Origin of the sequence: Micromonospora zamorensis (assembly GCF_900090275.1) — a bacterium.
Lineage (GTDB): Bacteria > Actinomycetota > Actinomycetes > Mycobacteriales > Micromonosporaceae > Micromonospora > Micromonospora zamorensis.
Genome location: NZ_LT607755.1, coordinates 1,469,402 through 1,491,851 on the forward strand (window position 1 = coordinate 1,469,402; position 22,450 = coordinate 1,491,851).

Below are 22,450 nucleotides of genomic sequence, written 5' to 3' on the forward strand. Positions count from 1 at the left end.
GGGTGGGTTAGCAGGGTGGGGGGATTTCTTGTTGGGTGCGTCGGCGTAGCTCCTCGGGGAGCAGCTCGCGGAGCTGTTCGGGGAGGAACGGCAGGTCGAGCAGGGTCATCTTCAGCTGGTTGCGTTCCTGGTAGCGCAGCGGGTCGAAACGGACCACCAGGCCGGCGTTGCGGCGGTACGTGATGTCCACAGCCCCATCCGTCGCCGCGTCGCGGAACACCAGCCCGTCCATCTCCACCACGACCGGCGACGAGTCGGGTCGGATCTCCAGCCGGATCTTTTCGTCCGCCGAGAGCACCACCGACCGGGAGATACCGGCCATCGGCGCCGACGGCGTGATCACCACCGAGTCGGCGGCGGGGGAGATCAGTGGACCACCGGCGGCGTAGCTGTAGGCCGTCGAGCCGACCGGGGTGCTGACCACCACGGCGTCACTGCGGTAGTAGCCGTACTGCTGGCCGTCGATGGCGAGGGTGACGCTGACGAAGCCGGACCCGGGCTGGCGTACCAGCGCGATGTCGTTGAACGCCACGACGTCGTCCCCGCACACGTCGCACGCCAGGCAGGCGTGCGACTCGATGGTGAAGTCCTTCGACAGCAGCCGGCTCAGCGCGTCGGGCAGCTCCGGCGGCTCGATCTCGACGAGAAACCCCAGATGACCCAGGTGTACGCCGAGCACCGGCTTCGGGTCGCGGATGGCGGAGCGCAGCGCACCCAGCATGGTGCCGTCGCCGCCGACGCTGATCAACGCGTCGGCCCGGGCGGCGACCTCGTCCGCCGGCACCGGTTCGACGCAGGACGGCACCCGGTGCCGGTCCTCCTCGCGCACGATCAGCGTCTTGCGGTGGCGCGTCGCCCACCGTTCGATGATCCCGACCACCTCGGTGACATCCCGGGTGGGGTGCAGCACAAGTCCCAGCCCCGACACCCGTACAGCTCATCACATCGGTGGCGACCGCACCCGGCGTACACCGAAGGTGCGCCGGAGGTCCGCGGACCCCCGGCGCACCTCGCCGCCGTCAGGAGCGGGGCACCCCGGTGAGGTGGGTCAGCGAGCGGGCGACCAGGTCATCGCGGGCCGCCGGAGGCAGACCCTCCAACCCGAAGCCCAGATACACCGTGTCCCCGGTGACCACCACCGAGCCTTCCTCGAACGCCTGCTGGCTGCGCGACCAGTCGTTGGCGTTGCCAGCGGAGCCCGGCGGTGGGCCGGCCACCGTCCAGCCACCCAGGTCGGCCGACTCGAACGAGGTCTCCGCCACGGTCGACCCGTCGACCAGCACCCGGGCGTCGTCCAGGAAGACGCCGAGCCCCTGGGTGCCCCAGTCCGAGGCGTACGTGATCGACACCTCGACCTGCTTGCCGGCGTAACCCGACAGGTCGACCACGAACTCCTTCCAACCGCTCGACGTCCCGGTCGCCGCGTTCCAGGTGCCGGTGCTCCCGGTGGGGGAGCAGTCCGCACCCTGGTAGTGCCCGAGGAACGGGTGCAACTGCTCCACCCAACCCTCGACACAGCTGTCCCCGGTGGCCGTGCTGGTCTTGCCGTTCGCGTCCGGCAGAGTCGTCCAGTCGTCGCTGCCCACCTCGTGCGCCTCGACGAACAGGAAGTCCCAGTTCTGCTCGATCTCGTACGAGCTGAAGAAGCGCAACTCCCCGCTGCTCGCCCCGGTGAGATCCACCGTGCGCGTCAGCCGCTTGTACGACTCGTCGGTCTGCCCGCTGTACAGGTACCACTCACCCGTACGCGGATCGAACGGCGCGCCGCCCGGTCGGGTCCAGCCCACCGGCGCGGAACTGGCGAACTGCGGGAACTCGTCCGGCGGGAGGAAGCTCGACGTGGTCAGGAACGACGCGGTGTGCGCCTGGTTCTCCGCCGAGCCGGGAGCGTTCAGCTGCCCGTTGAAGCCGGTGAACGCCGCGCCGGTACCGGCGACCGGGAACGGCTCACCCTCCGGGCTGGTGCCGCCGTCGCTGACATAGGTGTGCGCGCCCAGCCAGTACTGCTGGAAGTCGTTCAACAGCGGCAGACAGCTGGCGGCCTCGGCGTCGGTGCACTCCGGTGGCGCGTCCGGGTTATAGACGTACGACCCGTTGGCGCCCTGCGCAAACAGCGCGTACTGGCCGCTGACCAGCAGCTTGCCGCCCTCGTTCAGGTAGTCCCGAACGGCCAGTTCGGTTTCCAGGGCAGCCCTGGCTGTCGTGCCGGCCACCTGACCGGGGGAGCGCAGGATCACGTCGTCGCCGGTCTCCCAGACCACCGCCTTGTAGTGCGACAGCACGCCGAGCGGGGTGCGGCGCCTTGCGACCCATCGCGTCGAAGTCGTACACGTCGCTGCTGCGCCCGGCGGCGCTCAGCGACGCCGCGACCTCGTCGGCGTACTTCGCGGTGGTGCCGGTCTGCGCCGGGCTGAGGCCGGTGACGTCCTCCATCGCGAGGACCAGCACGTCGCCGCCCACATCGGTGTGCACCCGATAGGTGAAGTGTTCGCTGGCCACCACCCCGGCGCGCGGTTTGTTCCCGGTGAACCAGACCTCCACCCGGTCACCCGGCTTCGCACCGCTGACCGTGCCCCGCAACTCGGCGTAGTAGTCGTCGTGCGTGTCGCCGTACCGCTCGCCGCCGCGCCACTCGCGGACCGCCACCGTCTTCGGCCGCCCACCGTTGACCGTGTAGTGCATCCGCACGTTCTTCAGCGCACGACGGGTGATCGAGGCGACCTGCTGGGTGCGCCCGTACGAGGTGTCGAAGGCGTCCACCACGAAGTCCGGGGTGCTCCGACCGACCACCGAGACCGGGTCGTCCGGGTCCGCCGCGGACCGGGCCACGGCCAGCGCGAACGGCAGGTTCTTGCCCACCTCGCCGGCGATCAGCGCCTCGTCGTCAGGGAAGATGAAACCGCTGACGCAGTCCTCGGGGCGCCACTGGTCGTCCGGGTCGACGGCCGAGGCGGCCTCGCAGGTGGACATCTCCGGGGTGAAGCCCAGCGTGCCGTACCTGACGGTGGCGTGGCTGTCGGTGTCACCGTTGGTGGTGTACAGCTCCGCGGAGATGTCCGGGTCGTAGCCGGGCACCGCCGGGTGCGCGTCGTCACCGGCCATCGCCTCGTAGATCACGTCGTCCGGGGTGGGGGTGCTCACCTGCCAGCCGACGCCGTAGAGCAGCAGCTCCGCCGCCGAGTGGTAGTTGACGAAGAACTCGAACCCGACCCGCTTGAAGAGCCGGTCCAGGGCCACGGTCTCCGGCTCCGAGTTGGGGCCCGGGCCCCGGTAGGTCTCGCTGTTCGGCTCCGGTGACGAGCCCTCGTTGTCGTACCCCCACTTGTAGCTGAAGTTGCGGTTCAGGTCGACGCCGTCGCCGGGGCCGACCTGCCCGTCGCCGTTGTTGTCCCGCAGGTTCTTGCGCCACAGACGGTTACCGGGGGTGAAGGTGAAGTCGTAGCCATCCGGGTTCGCGACGGGCAGGAACCACAGCTCGGTCGTGTCCAGGAGTTTGGTGATCTGCCGGTCGGTGCCGTAGCTGTCCAGCACGTGATGCATCAGCCGGCGGGTCATCTCCGGCGTGATCCACTCGCGGGCATGCTGCGCACCGGCGTAGAGCACCGCCGGTCGCCGGCCGTCCGCGACCGTCCGCGCGTTCTTGGTGACCTTCACGGCGACGATCGGCTGCCCCTGCTGGCTGCGGCCGATCGTCTCCACCTTGGTCAGCTTGGGATACCGCGCCGCGGTGGCGTTCAGCTCGTCCCGCAGGCCGCCCGGCTCACCGTAGGGGCGGAAACTCGTCCAGCCGGCCGCGGCCTGCTCCCGCAGCGCCTGCGACGCATCCTTGCCCCGCACCTTCTTCACCGACAGTGGCACGCCCTTGTCGGTCAACCGCTTCGCCTGCCGTCGGCTGAGGACCGTCTCGACGGTCGTGCGGCCGGCCGAGTCCGTCTTCGCATCGTGGCCGAGGTCGACCCCCGCCGCGCGCAGCTGCTCCCGCTGCTTCGCGTCGACAGTGCCGACGTACACCTCCAGGCCGTCGCGGGCGCCCGGATCGGACGGTGGCCGCGCGCTGGCCGGTGGGGTGAGTGCCAGTGCGCCGAGCAGGGTGACCACGCTGGCGATCGCCAGTCGTCTCGGTCTCATCGCGCCTCCTTGAGTGAAGGACCTGTAGGCGCGAGCCTTCGGTGCGGCACGATAGGTGTCAATAGTTCGATGGTCGCAAGGTCGCTGCCCGTGTCGACGTGGCTGCCGCACGTGACGGTTCGGGCGGTGCGGGCTGTCTGCCGCAAGATGCCTGCGCGGTGACCGAAGTCTGCCGGTCGCCAGGAAATTCTCATTACCACATCAAACCGACAAATAGCCCGTACGCTCGCTCGTGTCCGAAGTGGTGTCGCCGGAATCAGGCGAGGGAAGGGTTCGATGCGTCAGATTCACAATGTGGTCCAGCGGGATGCGGTCGTTACTGGGCGGTGTAGAGCCTGATGCGCGTGTCGTCGCGCCGCCCCGCCCGTGTGGTCGTGGGGGTCGCCCGTCTTCTGGACCTGATCTGGGCCAGCGGCATGCGGGTTCGCAGGGCCGTCCGCGGCTTGGCGAGCGCCGGCCGGTTCGCCGCTCGGGGTGACAACTTCACCTTCGACCCGGACGGCATCTACACCTACGAGACGATCGAGGTCGGCCGCAACGTCGACCTCGGTCACCGTCCGGTCATCATGGCCGCTCGATCTCGGATCCGGATCGGTGACAACGTCATGTTCGGACCCGAGGTCACCATCCGGGGCGGCAATCATCGGATCGACCGGGTCGGCGCCCCGATGGTCGCCGTCGAGAAGTCCCCCTCGGACGCGGCTCTGGACCGGGGCGTGACAATCGGCGACGACGTGTGGGTGGGCACCCGTGCCGTCATCCTGCACGGGGTGACGATCGGCCGGGGCGCCGTGATCGGGGCAGGTGCAGTGGTGACCCGCCCGGTGCCGGCCTACACGGTCGCCGCCGGCAACCCGGCCCGGGTCATCCGGCTGCGCTGGCCAGTAGAGACGATCATTTCGCACGAACAGCAGCTCTACCCGCCGGAACGCCGGCTGGCCCCGGCGGAGCTGGCGGCGTTGTCGGACCTCCCGGGGTCTGAAGTCCGGCCAGTCTCATCAGCGGCTGCTGGTCGCTGATGTCGCTCGGCCGCCCATCAGCGCCTTCTCGTAGTCGCGCAATGACGAAGCGTGACGGCCGCTGCCGAGGGTCGTTGGACCGGATGACCACTCAACGGGGCGTGAAGGCGGAACGAATGCGACTACTCATCACCGGCGGCGCGGGATTCATCGGCTCGAATCTGGCCCGTGCGGCGGTCCTTCGCCGCACCGTCACCGACATCCGGATCCTCGATGATCTCGCAACGGGGCGGATGAGCAACCTCGATGGTCTCGACGTCGACATCACACCGGGTTCGATGCTCGACGACGAGGCGCTGGACCGGGCGATGACCGACCGGGACGCGGTGGTGCACCTGGCGGCGCTGCCCAGCGTGCCGCGTTCGCTACGTGACCCGATCGCGTCACACCACGCCAACGCCACCGGCACGCTGCGGGTGCTGGAGGCCGCGCGCCGGCATGATGTGAACCACGTCGTCGTCGCTTCGTCCTCCTCGGTCTACGGCGCGAACCCGGTACTGCCCAAGACCGAGCTCGCCTGGACCCGCCCGCTCAGTCCGTACGCGGTGAGCAAACTGGCCACCGAGGCCTACGCACTGGCTTACCAGGCGTCCTTCGGCCTGCCTACGCTCGCGTTCCGGTTCTTCAACGTCTACGGCCCGGCCCAGCGGCACGATCACGACTACGCGGCTGTCATCCCCCGCTTTGTCTACGCGGCACTGCGCGGTGAGCCCGTCGAACTCCACGGGGACGGTCGGCAGTCACGCGACTTCACCTATGTTGAGACCGTCTGCGCGGTGCTGCTCGACGCGGTAGAGCGTTCGGTCTCCCATCCGCAGCCGGTCAATCTCGCCTTTGGCGCCCGGGCGGAGTTGCGCACGGTGGTGTCCGAACTGGAGCAGATCATCAGCCGCCCGATCACCCGGCGGCACGTGGCACCGCGCCCTGGGGACGTCCGGCACTCCGAGGCCGACAACACGGTGCTCCGCTCTCTCTTTCCTGACGTGGTGCCGACCCCTCGCATCGACGGTCTGCGGGCCACGGTGGAGTGGTTCGAGGCGCATGTGTTGAAGCAGCAGGCCTGATGGTCGACCGGCCTCCGCCCGCCGGAGCAGCGCCGACCGTCCTGGTCGGCGGCACCACCGCTGAAGCCCCTCCAGAGGTACCGGCCGCGACGGCGGAGCCGGAGCTACACCAAGGCGACACGTCGATGGCGCGGCGGTCGCGTGGTCGTGCGCTGGTCTCCGGCATCGCCTCTTCGCTCGCCGGCAAAGCCGTCGGCCTGGTCGCGCCGCTGCTGATCACCCCAATCGCCTTCGGCTATCTCGGCGCCGAGCGGTACGGCATGTGGATGGCTATCACCTCACTGACCGCGATGGCGCTGTTCGCCGACTTCGGACTCGGAAACGGCCTGCTCACCAGGCTCTCTAGGTTGTACGCCACCGGCGAGCGACGCGCGGCAGCCAGGGAAATCGCTAGTGCCTACGCCGTGCTTGGTGCGCTGGCGGTGACCCTACTGCTGGTGTTGCTGGTCACCGTCCGGCTGGTTCCTTGGCCGGCGCTGCTGAACGTCGCGGACCCCGTGGTGGCACGGGACGCCCGAGCTGTGGTGTTGCTCTGCTTCGGTGCATTCCTGGTCAACATTCCGTTGGCTCTTATCCAGCGGGTGCAGTACGCCCACCAGCAGGTTGCGCAGAGCAACCTCTGGCAGGCCGCTGGCAGTCTTGGTTCGGCGGGACTCGTGGTGGCAGCTGTCGCCACGGACGCCAGTCCGGCTCTGGTGATCGCGGCCGCGACGCTCGCCGTGCCCCTGATGAACCTGGCGAACTCGATCTGCTACTTCGGTTGGCAGCAAACCGCCTTCCGACCACGCGTCAAGGATGTTCGTGTGCCGGTAGCGCGCGGACTGCTCAGGCTGGGTTCCCGCTTCTTCGGGCTCTCCTTGTTGAGTTCCATCGCCCTCAACCTCGACGGCTTCCTGGTCGGTCGGGTGCTCGGTCTGCACGCGGCCGCCAACTACGCGGTGATATTGCGGATGTTCGCGGTACTGGCCCTGTTCGTGACCCTGGTCAACCTGCCGCTGTGGCCAGCCAACGGCGAGGCGCTCGCTCGGGGCGATGTGGGATGGGTCCGGCGCAGCACCCGACGGATGGTCTACCTGTCCGCCGCGGTGGTGACTTTGCCCGCGCTGTGCCTCGTCCTGAGCGGCAACGACATTCTGCAGTTGTGGGTACGTTCGGACGACCTCGAACGAGTGCCGACACCGCTGTTCGTCGCGCTCGCCGTGTGGTCGATCCTCGTTGCCGTCGCGGCGCCGCTGTTCATGGTGCAGAACAGCATCGGACTGCTGGGGCCGCAGTTCGTCGGTTGGGCGGCCTGCCTGGTCGTCGCTGTACCGCTGAAGATCCTTCTGGCGGCGAGCGGGGGTCTGTCCGGTGTCGCGTTCGCCTCGGCGATGTCGTACGGGATCACCGTGCTGCCGGCCGCCGTCGTCGGATATCGCAAGGCGTTGGCCAAGGTCCCAGCGACAGGATCGAATTCTTTCGGAAGGGAGCATGATGGTAAGTACAGTCCGCGGCATCGTCGGTGCCCTGCGTGATCGGCGCGCAGCGGCCCGCAACCCGGAAGAGTTCGCTCGATCGATCGGTGTGAACCTGCAGGGGCGGGTGCGCTTCTACGGAATCAACCGGAGCATGTTCGGCTCCGAGCCCTGGCTGATCACCCTGGGCGACAATGTCTTCATCACGGCCGGGGTGCAGTTCCTCACTCACGACGGCGGAACTCTCATCTTGCGGGGGGAGCACCCCGATCTTGAGTGGACCGCTCCAATCAGCATCGGTGACGACGTCTACATAGGCGTCCGGTCCATCATCATGCCGGGGGTGCGGATCGGCGATCGCTGCATAATCGGGGCCGGCTCGGTCGTGACCCGTGACATTCCTGACGGCAGCGTTGCCGCCGGCGTACCGGCCCGCGTTCTACGAAGCACGGACGAGTACCTCGCCACGATGAAGGCCAAGTCACTCGGCTGTGGCCACCTGCCACCTCAGGAGAAGGCTGCGGTGATCCGCGAGATCTATGGTGCATTGGGCCAGCGCGACCACCGGACGGTGCCGGCGACACCGAGGAGCGGCAAGGGGACGCGCAGACCGCCCGCTCCAGCCGAGCCGACGGTCTGATCGTGCTGCGTCACTCACCGCTCGGTCGTGGAGCGACGGTCGGTTGGCCGCCCGCGTGGTCCTGACCGCTCCGGACAGTGGCGCCACCAGTCACGAACGCGCTGACCGTGGGTGCCCAGGCGCGGTAGTCGAACGCTGAGGCCCGTTCCCGGGCGCAGTGGCTCATCTGCCACCACTGCGCGTCATCCAGGGCGAGTGCGCGCCTGAGACCCTCCCGGACGTCGTCGGCGCCCGGACCCGCGAGCACGATGCCTTCTCGGCCATCGCTGATGTACGTCGCCAGGTCACTGGTGTGGTTGAGTAGAACCGGGCAGCCGGCGGCCAGGCTCTCTGGAACCTTCGACGGAAAGCCCGCCTCCGCGTAGCCCCCAGGTGGCCGGATCAGCACCGAGAAGTGCGCCGCGCGCAGTTCGGCGAGAACCCGGTCGCGCGACACCCTGCCCAGGAAGACGAGTTGATCGCTGAGGTCCGCCACCGCCTTGTCGTCCAGGTCGGACATGGCAGCGGCCTGCTCCTGGGTCATTCCGGCTATGGTCAGCCGCACCCGTTGGCGATCCGTCTCCGGCAGCCGACGGATGGCGTCCAGCACGGCCGCGAGATGATCCTTGGACCCCGCGGTGCCGGCGTACAGCAACCGCAGACCGCCCTGCAGTGACGACGGGGCCGGCTGGCCGTAGTCGGCGCAGTCGACCTGGGGCGGAACGACCAGGGTGGCGCGATTCGGCCGCGCGAAGCGTCGTTGCAGCGTCGTGGAGATCGTGATGACCCGATCCGCCAACCGCTTGGCGAGAAACGAGTGCCACCGGTGCCGGATGAAGTAGGGCGTCAATCGCCCGTGGCGAAACTGTGCCGGGTCGTGCCGTTCGAGCACGTCAACCGTCAAAGGGCAGCGCAGCGTCAGCCGCAGGACGGTCCAGGTGCTCAGGTTCCACAACCCCACTGGGAGGCAGAGCCCGGTGAGATCACCGGTGGGTATCCCCGCTTGTCGCAGGGCCCTGAGCACGCGCAGAGGGCGGCTCTGGCGGTGCGCCCATCGACGAAATCGGCCGCCTCCGCCGGCAGCGGAGAGCGTGACCAGTCGCAGTTCGGGTGGCAGGGCGACCGACTCCGGCTGGCGGTCGTTCCCGGGCCAGTCATTGATGATCAGGGTTGACGCACCTGGAGGGGTAGCGGAGCGGGCCAACTGGAGCAGTCGGTTCGACATCGCGTCACCGTGCGGGAACCGATACGCCGCCAGCATGACCACTCGTGGAACGGGCTCGCCCGGGGCAATGGTCGGCTGAGCTGCAGAGGTGAGGGTCTCGTAGCTTTTCATGCTTTCCATTCGTATAAAGCGTGTCTCAGGCTTTTAGCGTCTAATGCCGGTGTTACTGTACGCACCGAGGCGATTACGGGGGTCAGGGCGCGCCGCCGATGGCCCTTGGTCGACGATGGAGTGTCAGTGGAACCAGCCAGGCGGAACGACCAGAGCCCGAGCGCGCGGTCCGTGCGGGCACGGCCGATCGTTGTGCAGCATTCGGCCGGCACCCCTGGTGCCAACGGGCCACTGACCGCCGTGCGGCGAGTGCTGGACTCGGCGTTGAGTGAGCAGTACGAGTTCGTCCGCATGCATCAGGTCGGCGGCAACGGTGGCCTCAACGTGCCCCTGTTGCGTCAATGGACCCGACTCCTGCGACGGGTACGTCCCGACCTGGTGCACGTGCGCGGCCTGCAGAACGAGGGATTTCACGGGGTGCTCGCCGCCCGGATGGCCGGCTGCCCCCGGATCCTGGTCACCGTGCACGGCACCGTGCGGGACCTGAAACACGGCGGCCGCACGTGGCGTCGCGCGATGCTGGCCCACGGAGCTGAGCCGTCCACTCTGCGGATGGCCAGCCACTTCGCCACCGTGTGTGAGTATGCCGCGGGCCGGACTTTCCTGCGGGCGTACGAGGACAAGTTCGTCGGCGTAATTCCCAACGGGGTTCCGCTACCTGCCGATGTCGATGCCGATGCGAGGAACAGCCGGCGCGCCGACCTCGGCCTGGCCCACGACGACGTGGTCATGATCGCGGTAGCGCGGTTGAACTGGGACAAGGGATTCGGGGTCCTGGCGGACGCGCTGCGCCGACTGCCGCCCCAGGCTGGCCCGCGGGTCCTGCTGGTCGCCGGCGACGGACCGGACCGGGCCGGGATCACCCAGGCCCTTGCCGGCGTGCCCGGTACCGAGGTACGGCTGCTCGGCAATCGGCTCGATGTGCCGGACCTTCTCTCTGCCGCTGACGTTTTCGTCTTCCCCACCCTGCACGAGAACCTGTCCAATGCCTTGTTGGAGGCAATGGCGCACGCGCTGCCCGTCGTGGCCTCGGCCGTTGGTGGCAACGTCGAGGTGCTCCGCCAGGGCGGTGGTCACCTCGTCAGGGCCGGGGATCCGGAGGCGTTCGCCGGAGCCCTCGGGCCGTTGCTCTCCGACGCTGCCGAACGTCGACACGTGGGGGAGACCGGCCGCAAGGTGGTGCAGGACGCATACAGCCTGCCGGTCATGCTCCGGTCTCTCGATGGCGTCTATCGGCGCATCCTGGAAGGAGCAGTGTGACCGACGAGCCGCATCCCCACGTACTGCTGCTGGGCTTCACCGTTGCGGATGACCTCTTCCAGCACATCGTGGCGCGAGACGTCGTCCTGCCCACCCAGACCCACACGTTCGCATGGGCCCTGGTCGAGAGCGTTCGCGCGACAGGATGCCCGGTACGACTGCTCTCCGCGGCTCCCGCGTCGACCTTCCCACGGAATCGGCAAATCAGCTTCAGGTCAGGGCGGTTCGAGCAGGACGGCGTGCAGGGAGAGATGCTGGGTTTCGTCAATCTGCTCGGCCTGAAACACGTGACGCGGTTCTTGGCGGCCGTACGTGCAGGTTCGCGCGCGTTACGCCAGCACGGCGACGACGTCCTGCTGATCCACGGCGTCCACACGCCCTTCCTGTGGTTCGGTGCCCTGGTCGCATGGCGGGGCTCCGCACAGGTTGTACCGATCCTGACCGATCCCCCCGGGGTGGTGCTCCCCGATGACGGTCGGATCGTGCGGGCGCTCCGCCGGCTGGATCACTCGTTGGTCCGCATGGCGCTGCGTCGGTGTTCCGGCGTTGTGGTGCTCACCGCCGCGCTTGCCGAGGATTTCGCGCCTTCGCTTCCGCGTCTTGTCATGGAGGGAATCTGCAACCCGCCGGCTGCCCAGGCATCAGCGTCTGAACCGGCTGGTTCGCTCGACGCGGACGGGCCCCGGGTGGCGAGTCGAGGGCCGGCAGCTGGCTTCCGGGACGTGGTGTATGCCGGCGGGCTCACTCGGGCCTACGGCGTTGACCGCCTGGTCGAGGCGTTCCGCGGCATGGACGATCCCGATCTGCGTCTGTTCCTGTTCGGTCGGGGAGAGCTGGAGGAATGGCTGCGGACGCAGGCGAAGGCAGATCCCCGTATAGCCCCACCCGAATTGCTTGACCGCGGTGGGTTGGTGCGGCGCCTCGCTCTCGCCTCGGTTCTGGTGAATCCGAGGCCGGTGGATCAATCGTTCGTCCGATACTCGTTTCCGTCGAAGCTCATCGAGTACCTGTCCACCGGCATTCCGGTTGTGACCACCAGGCTGCCCGGCATCCCGGCCGACTACGATCCGTATCTCTGCTTTGCTGAGTCCGACACGGCCAAGGATCTGCGCGACGCCCTGCTCCGGGTGCTCGCCATGTCTCCTGCTGAGAGGGGCGCTCTCGGCAGTGCCGGAGCCGTGTTCGTACGACAGACGCGGGGGCCTGCGGCGCAGGGCGCGCGGATTCGGTCATTCCTGGTCGAACTGATGACCGCTACCCACAGTCATGGCCGTGTGCCGACGGAGAAGGGTGAGCTACCGCAGCACCCGTTCGGGCGGCGCTGAGCCCTTCACGCTGCGGGTGAGGGCGGTCCACAGATACAGGAACAGCAGAGTGGCGAGACCGATCACCGCTGGGCGCGACATGCCGAGTTGGTTGTTCGCCGGAATGTAGGCGACGAGCAGACACATCTGAACGAAGATCAAGGTAGGCAGGATGCCGCCCGCGAGGTTCACCTCGCGCCAGAGCCGGGCGAAGAACCAACCCAGGAAGGCCATGAAGAAGACGGTTCCCGGGAAAGTGAGATCCGAAGCCAGCCAGGGATAGATCGTCGACCAGTACATGCCGGCGGGCCATCCCGTCCGGCCCTCGGTGCGGACCGGGTAGGCCGGGTACTGGTCGGCCTCGATGCCGAGGTACTGGCTGCCGTACGAGGTGATCGCCGGAGTACTGCCCAGCCCGTGGGACCAAACGAACGGCGTTTCGAGGTTGTACGCGAGGCCGAGATAGCCATGGGTTGGGTAGATCACCAGCGCGGCGAGACCCGTCGCGACCCGTTCACCGGCAATCCGCTCAACTGTCGGATTGGCGCGGACGCGGTCGTGGGTGCCGAACTGGTCCACCCGATCGGCCTGACTGCTCATCATGTAGGCACAGAAGAGCGCGAACACGACTGCCACCAGCACTGTCGCACGCCGCCGCTTCACCCTTTGTGCGGCGCGGTCGCGATTTCGCGACGAGGCGATGAGCAGTCCGGCAGCAATCATCAGGACGAAGTCCCCGAGGCCCTTGAGTGTGCCGATGTAGAGAAAGAAGAGACTGTAGACCCCGATGCCGGCCAGCCCGACCAGTCGCAGACCACCCGACAGCCGTCGCCAGTGGACGACCAGCAGTGGAACGAGCGCGGTGCCGAGGACGCCGAGCAGGGTCAGTACCTGGATGACCGGGTTCGTCCGTCCGTTGTCCTCCTGCTGCTGGTAGACAGTGAATTTGTTGAGGTACGCGCCTGCGGGGTCCTGCAGGCTGGCGATGATGCTGCCCGGGCCGGTCGCCCCGTATTCGAGCAACAGGGCCACGCCGAAGACCACGTAGTAGATGCCGCTAGCCAGGACCAGCCGACGCGCCCGCAGCACGTCCGTGGATCGTGTCGTGCTGGCCCTCGGCCGAAAATCGTTGCGGAAGAGCTGGGCGACATAACCGACTGCAAAGGCGCCGGTAGCGCTCATCACGAACAGCCACAGCGTGCCGGGGTTTGGTACCTCCTGCGCCAACGCCCCGGCCCAGAAGAGGCTGAATGTCCCCAGCATCCAACCGCCAGCCAGCAGCAGTGGCACCCAGGCTCGCAAGGAGCTACGGAACAGGACCGGCGGATTGTGGTTTGGTCTTGGCAACGCCGACGGCGGCGCGAATCGACGTGTGGTGAGGTCTGGTGTTGTCGTGCTCATCCAGCTGTGCTCCCGCGTCAGTGTCCGCTCCGCCGGGTGCCTCCCGGTAGTGGTCGTTCCGCTCGTCCCCACTGTGCGCCGCCAGGCTCGCCGTCCGTGGGCACACGCAATGACCAACGACGTGTCGCCTCTGGGGCAGGCCAGGTCGCAGACGGGGCGTACCGGATGAGGGCGTCACCAGTGCGTAAGGGTGTTATAGCAAGGGTCGGTCCGTTACTTCGGATGTTTCATGAATTGGACGTCAGTTGGGCCGGGTGTAAAGCGGCGGTCGTATCCTCTTTGTCGTACTTTACGTTGACTTAGCAGAGGAGCGCGTATCTGTTGAGCCGACATGTCGTTGTCCCCGGTGCTGCAACCGGCCGAGACTGCCCTTGCTCCGGACGGATGCGTGGGCGGTGCCCCGGCTCCACTGTCGAGTCGTCGGGCAGCGGACCGGCGAATCGACGACACGGGAGAACCAATGACTTTCGCGACCACCGGACGCCGCGTACTCATCACCGGCGGCACGGGTTCCTTTGGGCAGACGATGGTGCGCCGCCTCCTCGACCGTGGAGTTGGCGAGGTCCGGGTGCTCAGCCGGGACGAGGCCAAGCAGGACGCCATGCGTCGGCTGCTCGGCGACGAGCGGGCCCGTTACTACGTCGGAGACGTGCGGGACTACGACTCGGTGCTCAAGGCCAGCCGGGGCATCGACTACATCTTTCACGCGGCCGCCCTCAAACAGGTGCCCTCGTGCGAGTTCTTCCCGCTTGAGGCGGTCCGGACGAACGTGTTGGGCAGCAGCAATGTCGTCGAGGCTGCCGAGCGCAATGGCGTCGGCTCGGTCGTGGTGCTCAGCACCGACAAGGCTGTATACCCTGTCAACGCGATGGGGATGAGCAAGGCGATGATGGAGAAGGTCGCCCAGGCACACGCTCGGAACAACCCGAACAGCGCCACCACGGTCTCCTGCGTCCGGTACGGCAACGTCATGTACTCCCGTGGCTCGGTGATTCCGCTCTTCATCGAGCAGATCAAGGCGGGCCGGGCACCTACCGTGACCGCCCCGGAGATGACCCGCTTCCTGATGTCGCTGGCCGACTCGGTGGAGCTGGTGGAGCACGCCTTCCAGCACGCCCGGCCCGGCGACATCTTCATCCGCAAGGCCGCCGCCTGCACCGTCGGCGACCTGGCTGAGGCGCTCTGTCAAATGTTCGACGTGCCCTCCAAGCTCGACGTGATCGGCGTACGGCACGGCGAGAAACAGGCTGAGACGCTGGCCAGCCGGGAGGAACTCGCTCACGCCGAGGACTTCGGCGACTTCCTTCGGGTGCCGCTCGACGGCCGTGACCTCAACTACGCGCTCTACGTCTCCGAAGGCGGTCTCGGCGACGGGCGGACCGAGGACTTCAACTCGTCGAACGCGCCACAGCTCGGCGTACCCGAGATCATCGAACTGCTGAAGACGCTGCCCGAGGTGCGCGCGGAGCTGGCGCTGCGGGATCCGGTGCTGGCGTGCTGAGGCTCGCCGTCACCGGTGCCGGCGGCTTCCTCGGCTGGCACGTCCGGGTGCTGCTGCGCGCTCTGGGTTGGCCGGAACCGGTCGTGGTGAGCCGGGGCGAACTCGCCGATCCCGACCTGGTCGCGGCGAAGGTGGACGGAGTCGACCGGGTGCTGCACCTGGCCGGCGTGAACCGGGGTGAGCCGGCCGATGTCGCTGCCGGGAACGTCCTGCTCGCCGCGCAGCTCGCGGAGGGACTCAAGCACTGCGCGAACCTGCCGACGCGGGTTGTCTACGCCAATTCGGTGCAGGCCGGCAACGGCACTGCGTACGGCGACGCCAAGGCCACCGCGGCGCAGGTGCTGGCGGATACCGGCGTCGACCTCGATGACGTGTCGCTGCCGAACCTCTACGGCGAGCACGGACGCCCGTACTACAACTCCGCGGTGGCGACGTTCTGTCGGGTGCTCGCGGAGGGCGGCCGGCCGGAGGTGCACGCCGACCGTGAGTTGAGCCTCGTGCACGTCACCGACGCGGCTGCCCGGCTCATCGGTGTGCCGGCCGGCGGTTCATGGGATCCATCCATGCCGCCACTGCGCGTCGGAGTCCGAGAGCTGGCCCATCGGCTCACCGAGATCGCCGCGACGTACCGGACAGGGGACATCCCGGACCTGCTGAAGCGGCATGATGTGCGGCTCTTCAACACATACCGGTCACACTGTTTTCCGGCGCACTACCCCCTGGCGCTGCCCCGCCGCGCGGATGCCCGGGGTGAGCTGGTCGAGACGGTCAAGGCGCACGGCGGTGCCGGCCAGACCTTCTGCTCCACCACGCTGCCCGGGATCACCCGCGGCGAACACTTCCACCTGGCCAAGGTGGAGCGGTTCGTGGTGCTGCGCGGCTCTGCTGAGATCAGCCTGCGGCGAGTGGGCGACACCGAAGTCCTGCGCTTCCCAGTTAGCGGCGACAAGCCGGTGCTCGTGGACATGCCGACGATGTGGGCCCACAAGTTGGTGAACACCGGGCCGGACGAGCTGGTGACGATGTTCTGGACCAACGAGATCTTCGACCCGGACCGACCGGATACCTGGCCTGAGGCGGTGGTGGCGGCCCGACCGGCGCCGGTGGCGGTCGGGGCGTGAGGATTGGCCTGATCAGCCAGTGGTATCCGCCGGAGGGCGTCTTCATACCGGGTAACCTGGCGCGCCAACTGGCCGGCCGTGGCCACGAGGTCAAGGTCCTCACCACATTCCCGAGCTATCCGTACGGCCGAGTCTTTCCTGGCTGGCAACAGCGCTGGCGGCATCGGGAAACTGAGGGGCCGGTGATGGTCCGGCGTGTGCCCGCCTATCCCAGCCACGACACCTCCACCGTCCGGCGCGCCCTGAGCCACCTCTCCTTCGGAGCCACCAGCGCGGTGGCCGGGGCGCGGTGGCTCGCTGACGTCGACGTCACGTACGTCTACCACCCGCCGCCCACGGCCGTCGCCGCTGCGGCACTCCAGCGTGCGGCCCGCCGAACACCGATCGTGCTTCACGTGCAGGATCTGTGGCCCGAGTCGGTGACGCAGTCCGGGATGGCACCGACCGGCCGGGTCGGGCGATGGCTGGAGCGGTCCATCGGGGCGCTGATGCGCGGGACGTACCGGCTGGCCGATGCCATCGTGGTGATTTCGCCGACGATGGCTGAGCGGGTCGTGGCCGGCGGCGCCGACCCGGACCGGGTGCGGGTGGTCTGGAACTGGACTGACGACGCGCTGTTCCGGCCGGTGCCGGTCACCGACGAGGCGCGCGCGGTGCTCGGTCACCGCCAGCGCTGCACCGTGATGTTCGCGGGCAACCTCGGGCTCCTGCAGGGCATCGAGACGGCCATCCGGGCGGCGGCCGCCGCGAGTGACCGGATGGACCTGGTGCTGGTCGGCTCCGGCGCGGGTGAGGACGGCGCCCGTCGATTGGCCGCCGACCTGGGTGCCGACAACGTGCGGTTCATCGGTCGGCGTCCGCCCGAACAGATGGCGGAGCTGTACGCGGCAGCGCAATGGCAACTTTTGTGCCTGCGCGACGTACCCGCCCTGCGCGCCGCCGTCCCGTCGAAGCTGCAGGCCGCGTTGGCCTGCGGTGTTCCGGTGATCGCTGCCGCGGGCGGCGACACTGCGGCCCTTGTCCGGTCGGCCGGGGTCGGTCTCGTCTGCCCGCCAGAGGACTGGCGGGCGCTCGCCGAAAGGTTCGTGGAAGCGTCCGACCAGCCGGCCGCCACGCGGCAGGCCATGGCGGACCGGGCCCGCCAGGTGTACCGCGATCGGATGTCCCTGCGCGTAGGCGTCGATCAGTTCGAAGACATCCTGACCAAGGTGGCAGCGCAGAGAGGACGGGCATGACCCGCATCATGACAGTGGTTGGCACCCGGCCGGAGATCATTCGACTGTCCCGGGTGCTTACCAGACTGGACAGCACGGTCGACCACACACTGATTCACACGGGGCAGAACTGGGACCCGACCCTGTCCGACGTGTTCTTCACCGAGCTGCGACTGCGCCAGCCGGACCGGTTCCTGGAGGTCGACACGTCGTCGCTCGGCCGGGTGCTCGGCGGGGTGCTGGTCGGCATGGAGGCGGCGATCGCCGAGGTGCGGCCGGATGCGCTGCTGGTGCTGGGCGACACGAACAGCTGCATCGCCGCCCTGATGGCGCGACGGATGCGGGTGCCGGTCTACCACATGGAGGCCGGCAACCGGTGCTTCGATCTGAACGTGCCGGAGGAGACCAACCGGCGGCTGGTCGACCACGTGGCCGACTTCAACCTCGTCTACACCGAACACGCCCGGCGTAACCTGCTCGCCGAGGGCCTGCACCCGCGGCGGATCCTGCACACCGGCTCGCCGATGCGGGAGGTGCTGGAGCACTATCGTGCACCGATCGCCAGCTCGACCATTCTGCGGCGGCTGGAGCTCGATCGAGGCGGGTACTTCCTGGTCAGTGCCCACCGCGAGGAGAACGTGGACCGTCCCGACCGGCTTCGTCGGCTCCTGGACTGTCTTGTCGCAGTGCGGGACAGGTGGGGCCGCCCGGTGCTGGTCTCCACCCATCCGCGCACCCGTAAACGGCTGGAGGCGCTGGCCCCGGACGCGACCGCTCTGGACGGCATCGCCTTCCATGAGCCGTTCGGCCTGCTCGACTACGTGCACCTGGAGACCAAGGCTTACTGCACTCTGTCGGACAGTGGAACGATCAGCGAGGAGGCCGCCATCCTCGGCTTCCCCGCTGTGACGCTGCGCGAGTCCATCGAACGTCCGGAGGCGCTCGACGCCGGCGGCATCATCATGACCGGCCTCGACCCGCAGGGCGTGGTCGAGGCGGTCGAGGTGACCGTGGCGCAGGTCGCTACCCAGGGGGTGCCCTGCCCGGTCGACTACCAGGTGCCGGACACCTCCCGGCGGGTGGTCGACTTCATCCTCTCCACGGTCCGCCGGCACCACGACTGGGCGGGCATCCGCCGCTGAGCCAGGCAGTGACAGGGCCGGCGACCGCACCCCCGCGGTCGCCGGCCCTGATGCGCCAGCCCAGTCGCGCGATCAGCGCGACTGCAGTGGTACGCCCAGAGGACCCTCCACCACCGGGTCGGTCGGCTGGGTGCAGAGCAGCGCGAGGTGCTCGACGACCTTCGCCGCGTCCTCGTACGGGTCGAGCCCGCTGACCTCCATAGGGTCGAGCGGCGGCACGGCCACATGGGACACCAGGGGGTGCAGCGGTCGGGTGTCGACCTCGCCGGTCCCGAGCAGATCCTCGTGCAGCTTCTCGCCGGGCCGCAGACCGGTGTAGACGATGGGCACGGAACTGGACGCCTGGTCGGCCATCTGGCGTGCCAGGTCGACGATCCGCACCGGGTCGCCCATGTCGAGCACCAGCGCCTCACCGTCCCGGCCGATCTCGGCGGCCTGAAGCACCAGGTGGACGGCCTCCTGCAGGGTCATCAGGTAGCGGGTGACGTCCGGGTGGGTGACGGTCAGCGGCTTGCCGGTCTCGATCTGCCGTTGGAAGGCCGTCACCACCGAGCCGCGACTGCTCAGCACGTTGCCGAACCGGACGCTGAGGAACGTGCCGGGGAACCGGGACGCGGCGTGTGCCGTCAACCGCTCGGTGATCCGCTTCGAGTAGCCGAGGACGCTGATCGGATCTGCGGCCTTGTCCGTGGAGATGTTGACGAACTTCGCCACGTCCTGGCAGGCGTCCAGCACCGACAGGGTGCCCCAGACGTTGGTCTTGATCGCCTCGCCCGGATGCCGCTGCAGCAGCGTCAGGTGCTTGAGCGCCGCCGCGTGGAAAATGATCTCCGGCCGGCGCTCCCGGATGATCCGCCGAATTCCCTCGTCGTCGCGAAGGTCGGCGAGGATCAGCTCGGGCCCGTCCAGCATGGCCCGCCCGGCGAGCGACATCTGAAGACTGTGCAGGGCCGACTCGTCCCGGTCGAGCATCATCAGTTCGCCCGGGTTGGCCTTCATCACCTGACGGCACAGCTCGGAGCCGATCGACCCGCCGGCGCCGGTGACCAGGATCCGCCGGCCGGTCAGGCTGTTGGTGCTCAACGGCAGGTCGCCGACCACCTGCCGTCGGCCGAGCAGATCGCTGACCTGCACGTCCCGGACGTCGGTGACGGTGATCCGGTGGTCGACCAGGTCCCGCATCGGTGGCAGCACCTTGAAGACCGCTCCGGCCTCCAGGGTGGCCTCGCGGATCTGGCGGATCAACGCGGCGTCCGCGTTGGCCACCGAGAAGATGACGGTGGTGGCGCCGGTACGCCGGACCGAGGTGCCGACGTCCTGCCGTCCACCCAGCACGCGCACCCCGCCGATGCGCAGGTCGCTCTTGTCGCGGTCGTCGTCGAGCGCGCCGACCGGCAGGTACCGGCCGCGCGGGTCGCTGAGCATCGCGCGCAGCAGGCCCTGGCCGGCGTCACCCATCCCGAACAGCAGCACGGGCGTCGACGACCGGACGTCCGGCCGCATGGCGAGGTCGCGGCGGTGCCGGTACGCGAACCGGGCGCCGAGCATGAAGAGCAGGGCCAGCGCGCCGCCGACCAGCGGGGTGCTCGCCGGAACCGGTCGCTCGCCGGACGGCAGCAGGGCGAGCAGCACGATGCCCCCCGTCGTGATGGCGGTCCCGGCGACGCCCTGAACCTCCTGCAGACTGCCCAGCGGGTGTCGTCCGGAGTAGAGCCGGCGTAGCGCCGCCACCGCCACGTGTACGACCGCCGCCACGACGCCGACCGCTGCTGCCCGTCCCAGTTGTCCCGGGGGCGGCTGGAACTCGAACCGGGTCCACGCGGCCGTGACGAATCCACCGACCCATGCGGTGGTGTCGGTGGCGAGGAACCCGGCCGTGCGCTGACGGGCCCTGGCCCGCCGCGCCTGCCGGTCCGCGTGCTGCGTGTTCTCGGTGTCCTGCGGCATGTGCTGGCTCCCTGTCCCGTCGCACGCTCCTTCCGCCCACACGACGGAAGGAGCCTCTAGGCTCTTTGTTCTTGTTACATGCCAAAGCAGCGCTATTGGGCGCTTTCGGAGTTTGTGAGCTGAATAGGTAGGTCCGGTGCCTTCAGCGGGCCGGAACGCCCTTGACCGTCACCTGATCGGGTACGTCCCGGACGACGCAGGCCCCGGCCCCGACCGTGCTGTCCTGCCCGATCCGCAGGCCCTGGAGCACTGCGGCGGTGGTCCCGATCAGCACGCCCTCGCCCAGGTGGCAGTCACCGGACACGGCGGCGAGCGGGTTGACCGAGACGTAGTCCGCGAGGCGGCTGTCGTGGCCGACGGTGGCGTTCTGGTTGAGATGGACGTGCCGGCCGAGGGTGACGTTCGTGGTGACCCTGGCTCCCGCGAAGGCCACGAAACCCGGCCCGTACTCGGTGTCCGGCCCGATGGTGGCGTCCGGGTGGACGAGACTCGCGGCCTCGGTGTCGTACCCGTCGATGCGGCCGCCGATGGCGCGGCGGATCCGGGGATCGCCGATCCCGATGAGGTGTCGGGTGGCCGGGGGCGCGTCGCGCAGCCAGGCCACGTCCCCGAGGTACGGCACGTCGAGTCGCTGCAACCGTTTCAGGTTCTCTTCGCTGGGTCGGTCGTCGACGACGCCCAGCAGTTGCCAGATCGGCCGGCCGGCGGCCTCGTTGACTGCCCGGGCGATGGTCAGCACCTCCCGGCCGTGGCCGCCGCAGCCGACCACCACCAGTCCCGTTGTCACGCGGCGGGCCCTCCCGTTCGAGCGGCCAGGAACTCGTCGATCGCGGCCAGCACCCGTGCGATCTGCGGCTCGGTCAGGGCGCTCCCGCTGGGCAGGGTGAGACCGTCGGCGAAGAGCCGCTCCGCCGCACCGCTGAGCAGGCTCTCCGCGCCGGCGTGCATGGGCTGAAGGTGCATCGGCTTCCACACTGGCCGGGTCTCGATGTCCCGCTCGGCCAGGTGGGCCGCCAGGTCGTCGGCCTGCCAACCACACCGCTCCCGCTCGACGGTGATGACGGTGAGCCAGCAGTTCGACTCGGTGTCCTCGGCGCCGAGGAGTTGGACGCCCGGCACCGGGGCGAAGAGCTTGGCGTAGTGGTCGCGTAGTTGGCGGCGTCGCGCGATCATCTCGTCCAGCCGGAGCAACTGGGCCCGGCCGAGCGCCGCGAGGAGGTTGCTGAGCCGGTAGTTGTAGCCGGTCTCCCGGTGCTCGTAGTGTCGCGCCGGTTCGCGGGCCTGGGTGGAGAGGTGGCGGGCCCGGTCGAGAAGTGCGACGTCGTCGCTCACCAGCATCCCGCCGCCGGAGGTGGTCATGATCTTGTTGCCGTTGAAAGACAGCACGCCGGCGTGCCCGAAGGAGCCGGCGGGCTGCCCCCGGTGACTCGCCCCGAGCGCCTCCGCGGCGTCCTCCACAAGGGGGACCTCGGCCTCGTCGCAGACCGGGACCAGCGAGAGGTAGTCGACGCAGCTGCCGAACATGTCCACCGGGACGATCGCGCCAACCCGCTCGCCGCGCGATCGCAGCCGACGCAGCAGGTCGGCGGTGAGATCGACGTCGAGGTTGCCGGTCCTGGGGTCGCAGTCCACGAAGACCGGACGCGCGCCGATGTAGTGGACCGCGTTGGCGGTGGCGACGAAGGTGAGCGTGGGCACGATGACCACGTCACCAGGCGTCACGCCGACGCCGAGCAGAGCCAGGTGCAGGGCGGCGGTGCCGGAGCTGACCGCCACGGCTCCGCCGGTGCCGACCCGCTCGGCGATGTCGTGCTCGAAGGCCTGCAGGTCCGGGCCGGCCGGCGCCACCCAGCCGGAACGCAGGGCCGCGACCAGGTACGACTCTTCGAGAGGGCCGACGTCGGGCGGGGACAGGTGGATCGTCTGGCTCATCGGCCGGC

At 68.7% G+C, this 22,450-nt stretch carries 16 protein-coding genes and 1 pseudogene; 10 read left to right on the top strand and 7 right to left on the bottom strand.

The genetic code is table 11. The features are described 5' to 3' along the window. Positions 1-7: 7 nt before the first annotated feature. Positions 8-919, bottom strand: a complete 912-nt coding sequence (locus tag GA0070619_RS06595; protein WP_393391241.1) for an NAD(+)/NADH kinase — start codon at positions 917-919, stop codon at positions 8-10. A 100-nt stretch (positions 920-1,019) separates the two neighbouring features. Beyond that, a pseudogene (locus GA0070619_RS06600) lies at positions 1,020-4,128 on the bottom strand (M14 family metallopeptidase). A 338-nt stretch (positions 4,129-4,466) separates the two neighbouring features. Here GA0070619_RS06600 and GA0070619_RS06605 point away from each other — a divergent pair. The 4 genes from GA0070619_RS06605 (at position 4,467) to GA0070619_RS06620 (ending at position 8,305) form a co-directional block, all read left to right on the top strand. Beyond that, positions 4,467-5,147: an acyltransferase gene (locus GA0070619_RS06605; protein WP_088947237.1), complete on the top strand. Its 681-nt coding sequence runs from the start codon at positions 4,467-4,469 to the stop codon at positions 5,145-5,147. Between the two features lie 116 nt (positions 5,148-5,263). Beyond that, positions 5,264-6,211 carry an NAD-dependent epimerase/dehydratase family protein gene (locus GA0070619_RS06610; protein ID WP_088947238.1) on the top strand — a complete coding sequence of 316 codons (948 nt, stop codon included), beginning with the start codon at positions 5,264-5,266 and terminating at the stop codon, positions 6,209-6,211. Then, positions 6,211-7,725 carry a lipopolysaccharide biosynthesis protein gene (locus GA0070619_RS06615; protein WP_088947239.1) on the top strand — a complete coding sequence of 505 codons (1,515 nt, stop codon included), beginning with the start codon at positions 6,211-6,213 and terminating at the stop codon, positions 7,723-7,725. The genes GA0070619_RS06610 and GA0070619_RS06615 overlap by 1 nt, the downstream gene beginning before the upstream one ends. Next, entirely contained in the window at positions 7,682-8,305 is a 624-nt protein-coding gene (locus tag GA0070619_RS06620; protein ID WP_231927307.1) for a DapH/DapD/GlmU-related protein, read from the top strand. Before GA0070619_RS06615 ends, GA0070619_RS06620 begins: the two co-directional genes overlap by 44 nt. A gap of 10 nt (positions 8,306-8,315) precedes the next feature. Here GA0070619_RS06620 and GA0070619_RS06625 read toward each other — a convergent pair whose 3' ends face one another. After that, positions 8,316-9,509, bottom strand: coding sequence for a glycosyltransferase (locus tag GA0070619_RS06625; RefSeq protein WP_157743923.1), 1,194 nt, complete (start codon positions 9,507-9,509; stop codon positions 8,316-8,318). Positions 9,510-9,860: 351 nt separating this feature from the next. Between GA0070619_RS06625 and GA0070619_RS06630 the strand changes: the two genes are divergently transcribed. After that, entirely contained in the window at positions 9,861-10,880 is a 1,020-nt protein-coding gene (locus tag GA0070619_RS06630) for a glycosyltransferase family 4 protein (protein WP_157743924.1), read from the top strand. Further along, positions 10,877-12,205, top strand: coding sequence for a glycosyltransferase (locus tag GA0070619_RS06635; protein ID WP_088947243.1), 1,329 nt, complete (start codon positions 10,877-10,879; stop codon positions 12,203-12,205). The genes GA0070619_RS06630 and GA0070619_RS06635 overlap by 4 nt, the downstream gene beginning before the upstream one ends. Here the strand turns inward: GA0070619_RS06635 and GA0070619_RS06640 are convergent. Continuing rightward, positions 12,176-13,474 (bottom strand): hypothetical protein, encoded by a 1,299-nt coding sequence (locus GA0070619_RS06640; protein WP_088947244.1) that lies wholly within the window; start codon positions 13,472-13,474, stop codon positions 12,176-12,178. The genes GA0070619_RS06635 and GA0070619_RS06640 overlap by 30 nt on opposite strands. 571 nt (positions 13,475-14,045) lie before the next feature. Here GA0070619_RS06640 and GA0070619_RS06645 point away from each other — a divergent pair. Genes GA0070619_RS06645 through wecB form a run of 4 tightly spaced genes read left to right on the top strand, consistent with a single transcriptional unit; the run spans position 14,046 to position 18,563 of the window. Continuing rightward, positions 14,046-15,086: an SDR family NAD(P)-dependent oxidoreductase gene (locus GA0070619_RS06645; protein ID WP_088947245.1), complete on the top strand. Its 1,041-nt coding sequence runs from the start codon at positions 14,046-14,048 to the stop codon at positions 15,084-15,086. Further along, complete coding sequence (locus GA0070619_RS06650; protein ID WP_088947246.1) at positions 15,080-16,207, top strand: polysaccharide biosynthesis C-terminal domain-containing protein; 1,128 nt, start codon at positions 15,080-15,082, stop codon at positions 16,205-16,207. Before GA0070619_RS06645 ends, GA0070619_RS06650 begins: the two co-directional genes overlap by 7 nt. Continuing rightward, positions 16,204-17,442, top strand: coding sequence for a glycosyltransferase family 4 protein (locus GA0070619_RS06655; protein ID WP_088947247.1), 1,239 nt, complete (start codon positions 16,204-16,206; stop codon positions 17,440-17,442). The genes GA0070619_RS06650 and GA0070619_RS06655 overlap by 4 nt, the downstream gene beginning before the upstream one ends. Then, positions 17,439-18,563 (top strand): non-hydrolyzing UDP-N-acetylglucosamine 2-epimerase, encoded by a 1,125-nt coding sequence (gene wecB / locus GA0070619_RS06660; protein WP_088947248.1) that lies wholly within the window; start codon positions 17,439-17,441, stop codon positions 18,561-18,563. Before GA0070619_RS06655 ends, wecB begins: the two co-directional genes overlap by 4 nt. A gap of 72 nt (positions 18,564-18,635) precedes the next feature. Here the strand turns inward: wecB and GA0070619_RS06665 are convergent, their stop codons facing one another. The 3 genes from GA0070619_RS06665 to GA0070619_RS06675 form a co-directional block, all read right to left on the bottom strand. Next, positions 18,636-20,510, bottom strand: coding sequence for a nucleoside-diphosphate sugar epimerase/dehydratase (locus GA0070619_RS06665; protein WP_088947249.1), 1,875 nt, complete (start codon positions 20,508-20,510; stop codon positions 18,636-18,638). 142 nt (positions 20,511-20,652) lie between these two features. Continuing rightward, positions 20,653-21,297, bottom strand: a complete 645-nt coding sequence (locus GA0070619_RS06670) for an acetyltransferase (RefSeq protein ID WP_088947250.1) — start codon at positions 21,295-21,297, stop codon at positions 20,653-20,655. Beyond that, a complete protein-coding gene (locus GA0070619_RS06675; protein ID WP_088947251.1) occupies positions 21,294-22,442 on the bottom strand; it encodes a DegT/DnrJ/EryC1/StrS family aminotransferase in 1,149 nt (382 codons plus the stop codon). The genes GA0070619_RS06670 and GA0070619_RS06675 overlap by 4 nt, the downstream gene beginning before the upstream one ends. Between the last annotated feature and the right edge of the window lie 8 nt (positions 22,443-22,450).

Excerpts from the sequence above, each read along its gene's own strand:
- GA0070619_RS06605 (WP_088947237.1), top strand. The coding sequence starts at position 4,467 with ATGCGCGTGTCGTCGCGCCGCCCCGCCCGTGTGGTCGTGGGGGTCGCC.
- GA0070619_RS06610 (WP_088947238.1), top strand. The coding sequence starts at position 5,264 with ATGCGACTACTCATCACCGGCGGCGCGGGATTCATCGGCTCGAATCTG.
- GA0070619_RS06615 (WP_088947239.1), top strand. The coding sequence starts at position 6,211 with ATGGTCGACCGGCCTCCGCCCGCCGGAGCAGCGCCGACCGTCCTGGTC.
- GA0070619_RS06620 (WP_231927307.1), top strand. The coding sequence starts at position 7,682 with ATGATGGTAAGTACAGTCCGCGGCATCGTCGGTGCCCTGCGTGATCGG.
- GA0070619_RS06625 (WP_157743923.1), bottom strand. The coding sequence starts at position 9,509 with ATGTCGAACCGACTGCTCCAGTTGGCCCGCTCCGCTACCCCTCCAGGT.
- GA0070619_RS06645 (WP_088947245.1), top strand. The coding sequence starts at position 14,046 with ATGACTTTCGCGACCACCGGACGCCGCGTACTCATCACCGGCGGCACG.
- wecB (WP_088947248.1), top strand. The coding sequence starts at position 17,439 with ATGACCCGCATCATGACAGTGGTTGGCACCCGGCCGGAGATCATTCGA.
- GA0070619_RS06665 (WP_088947249.1), bottom strand. The coding sequence starts at position 20,510 with ATGCCGCAGGACACCGAGAACACGCAGCACGCGGACCGGCAGGCGCGG.
- GA0070619_RS06675 (WP_088947251.1), bottom strand. The coding sequence starts at position 22,442 with ATGAGCCAGACGATCCACCTGTCCCCGCCCGACGTCGGCCCTCTCGAA.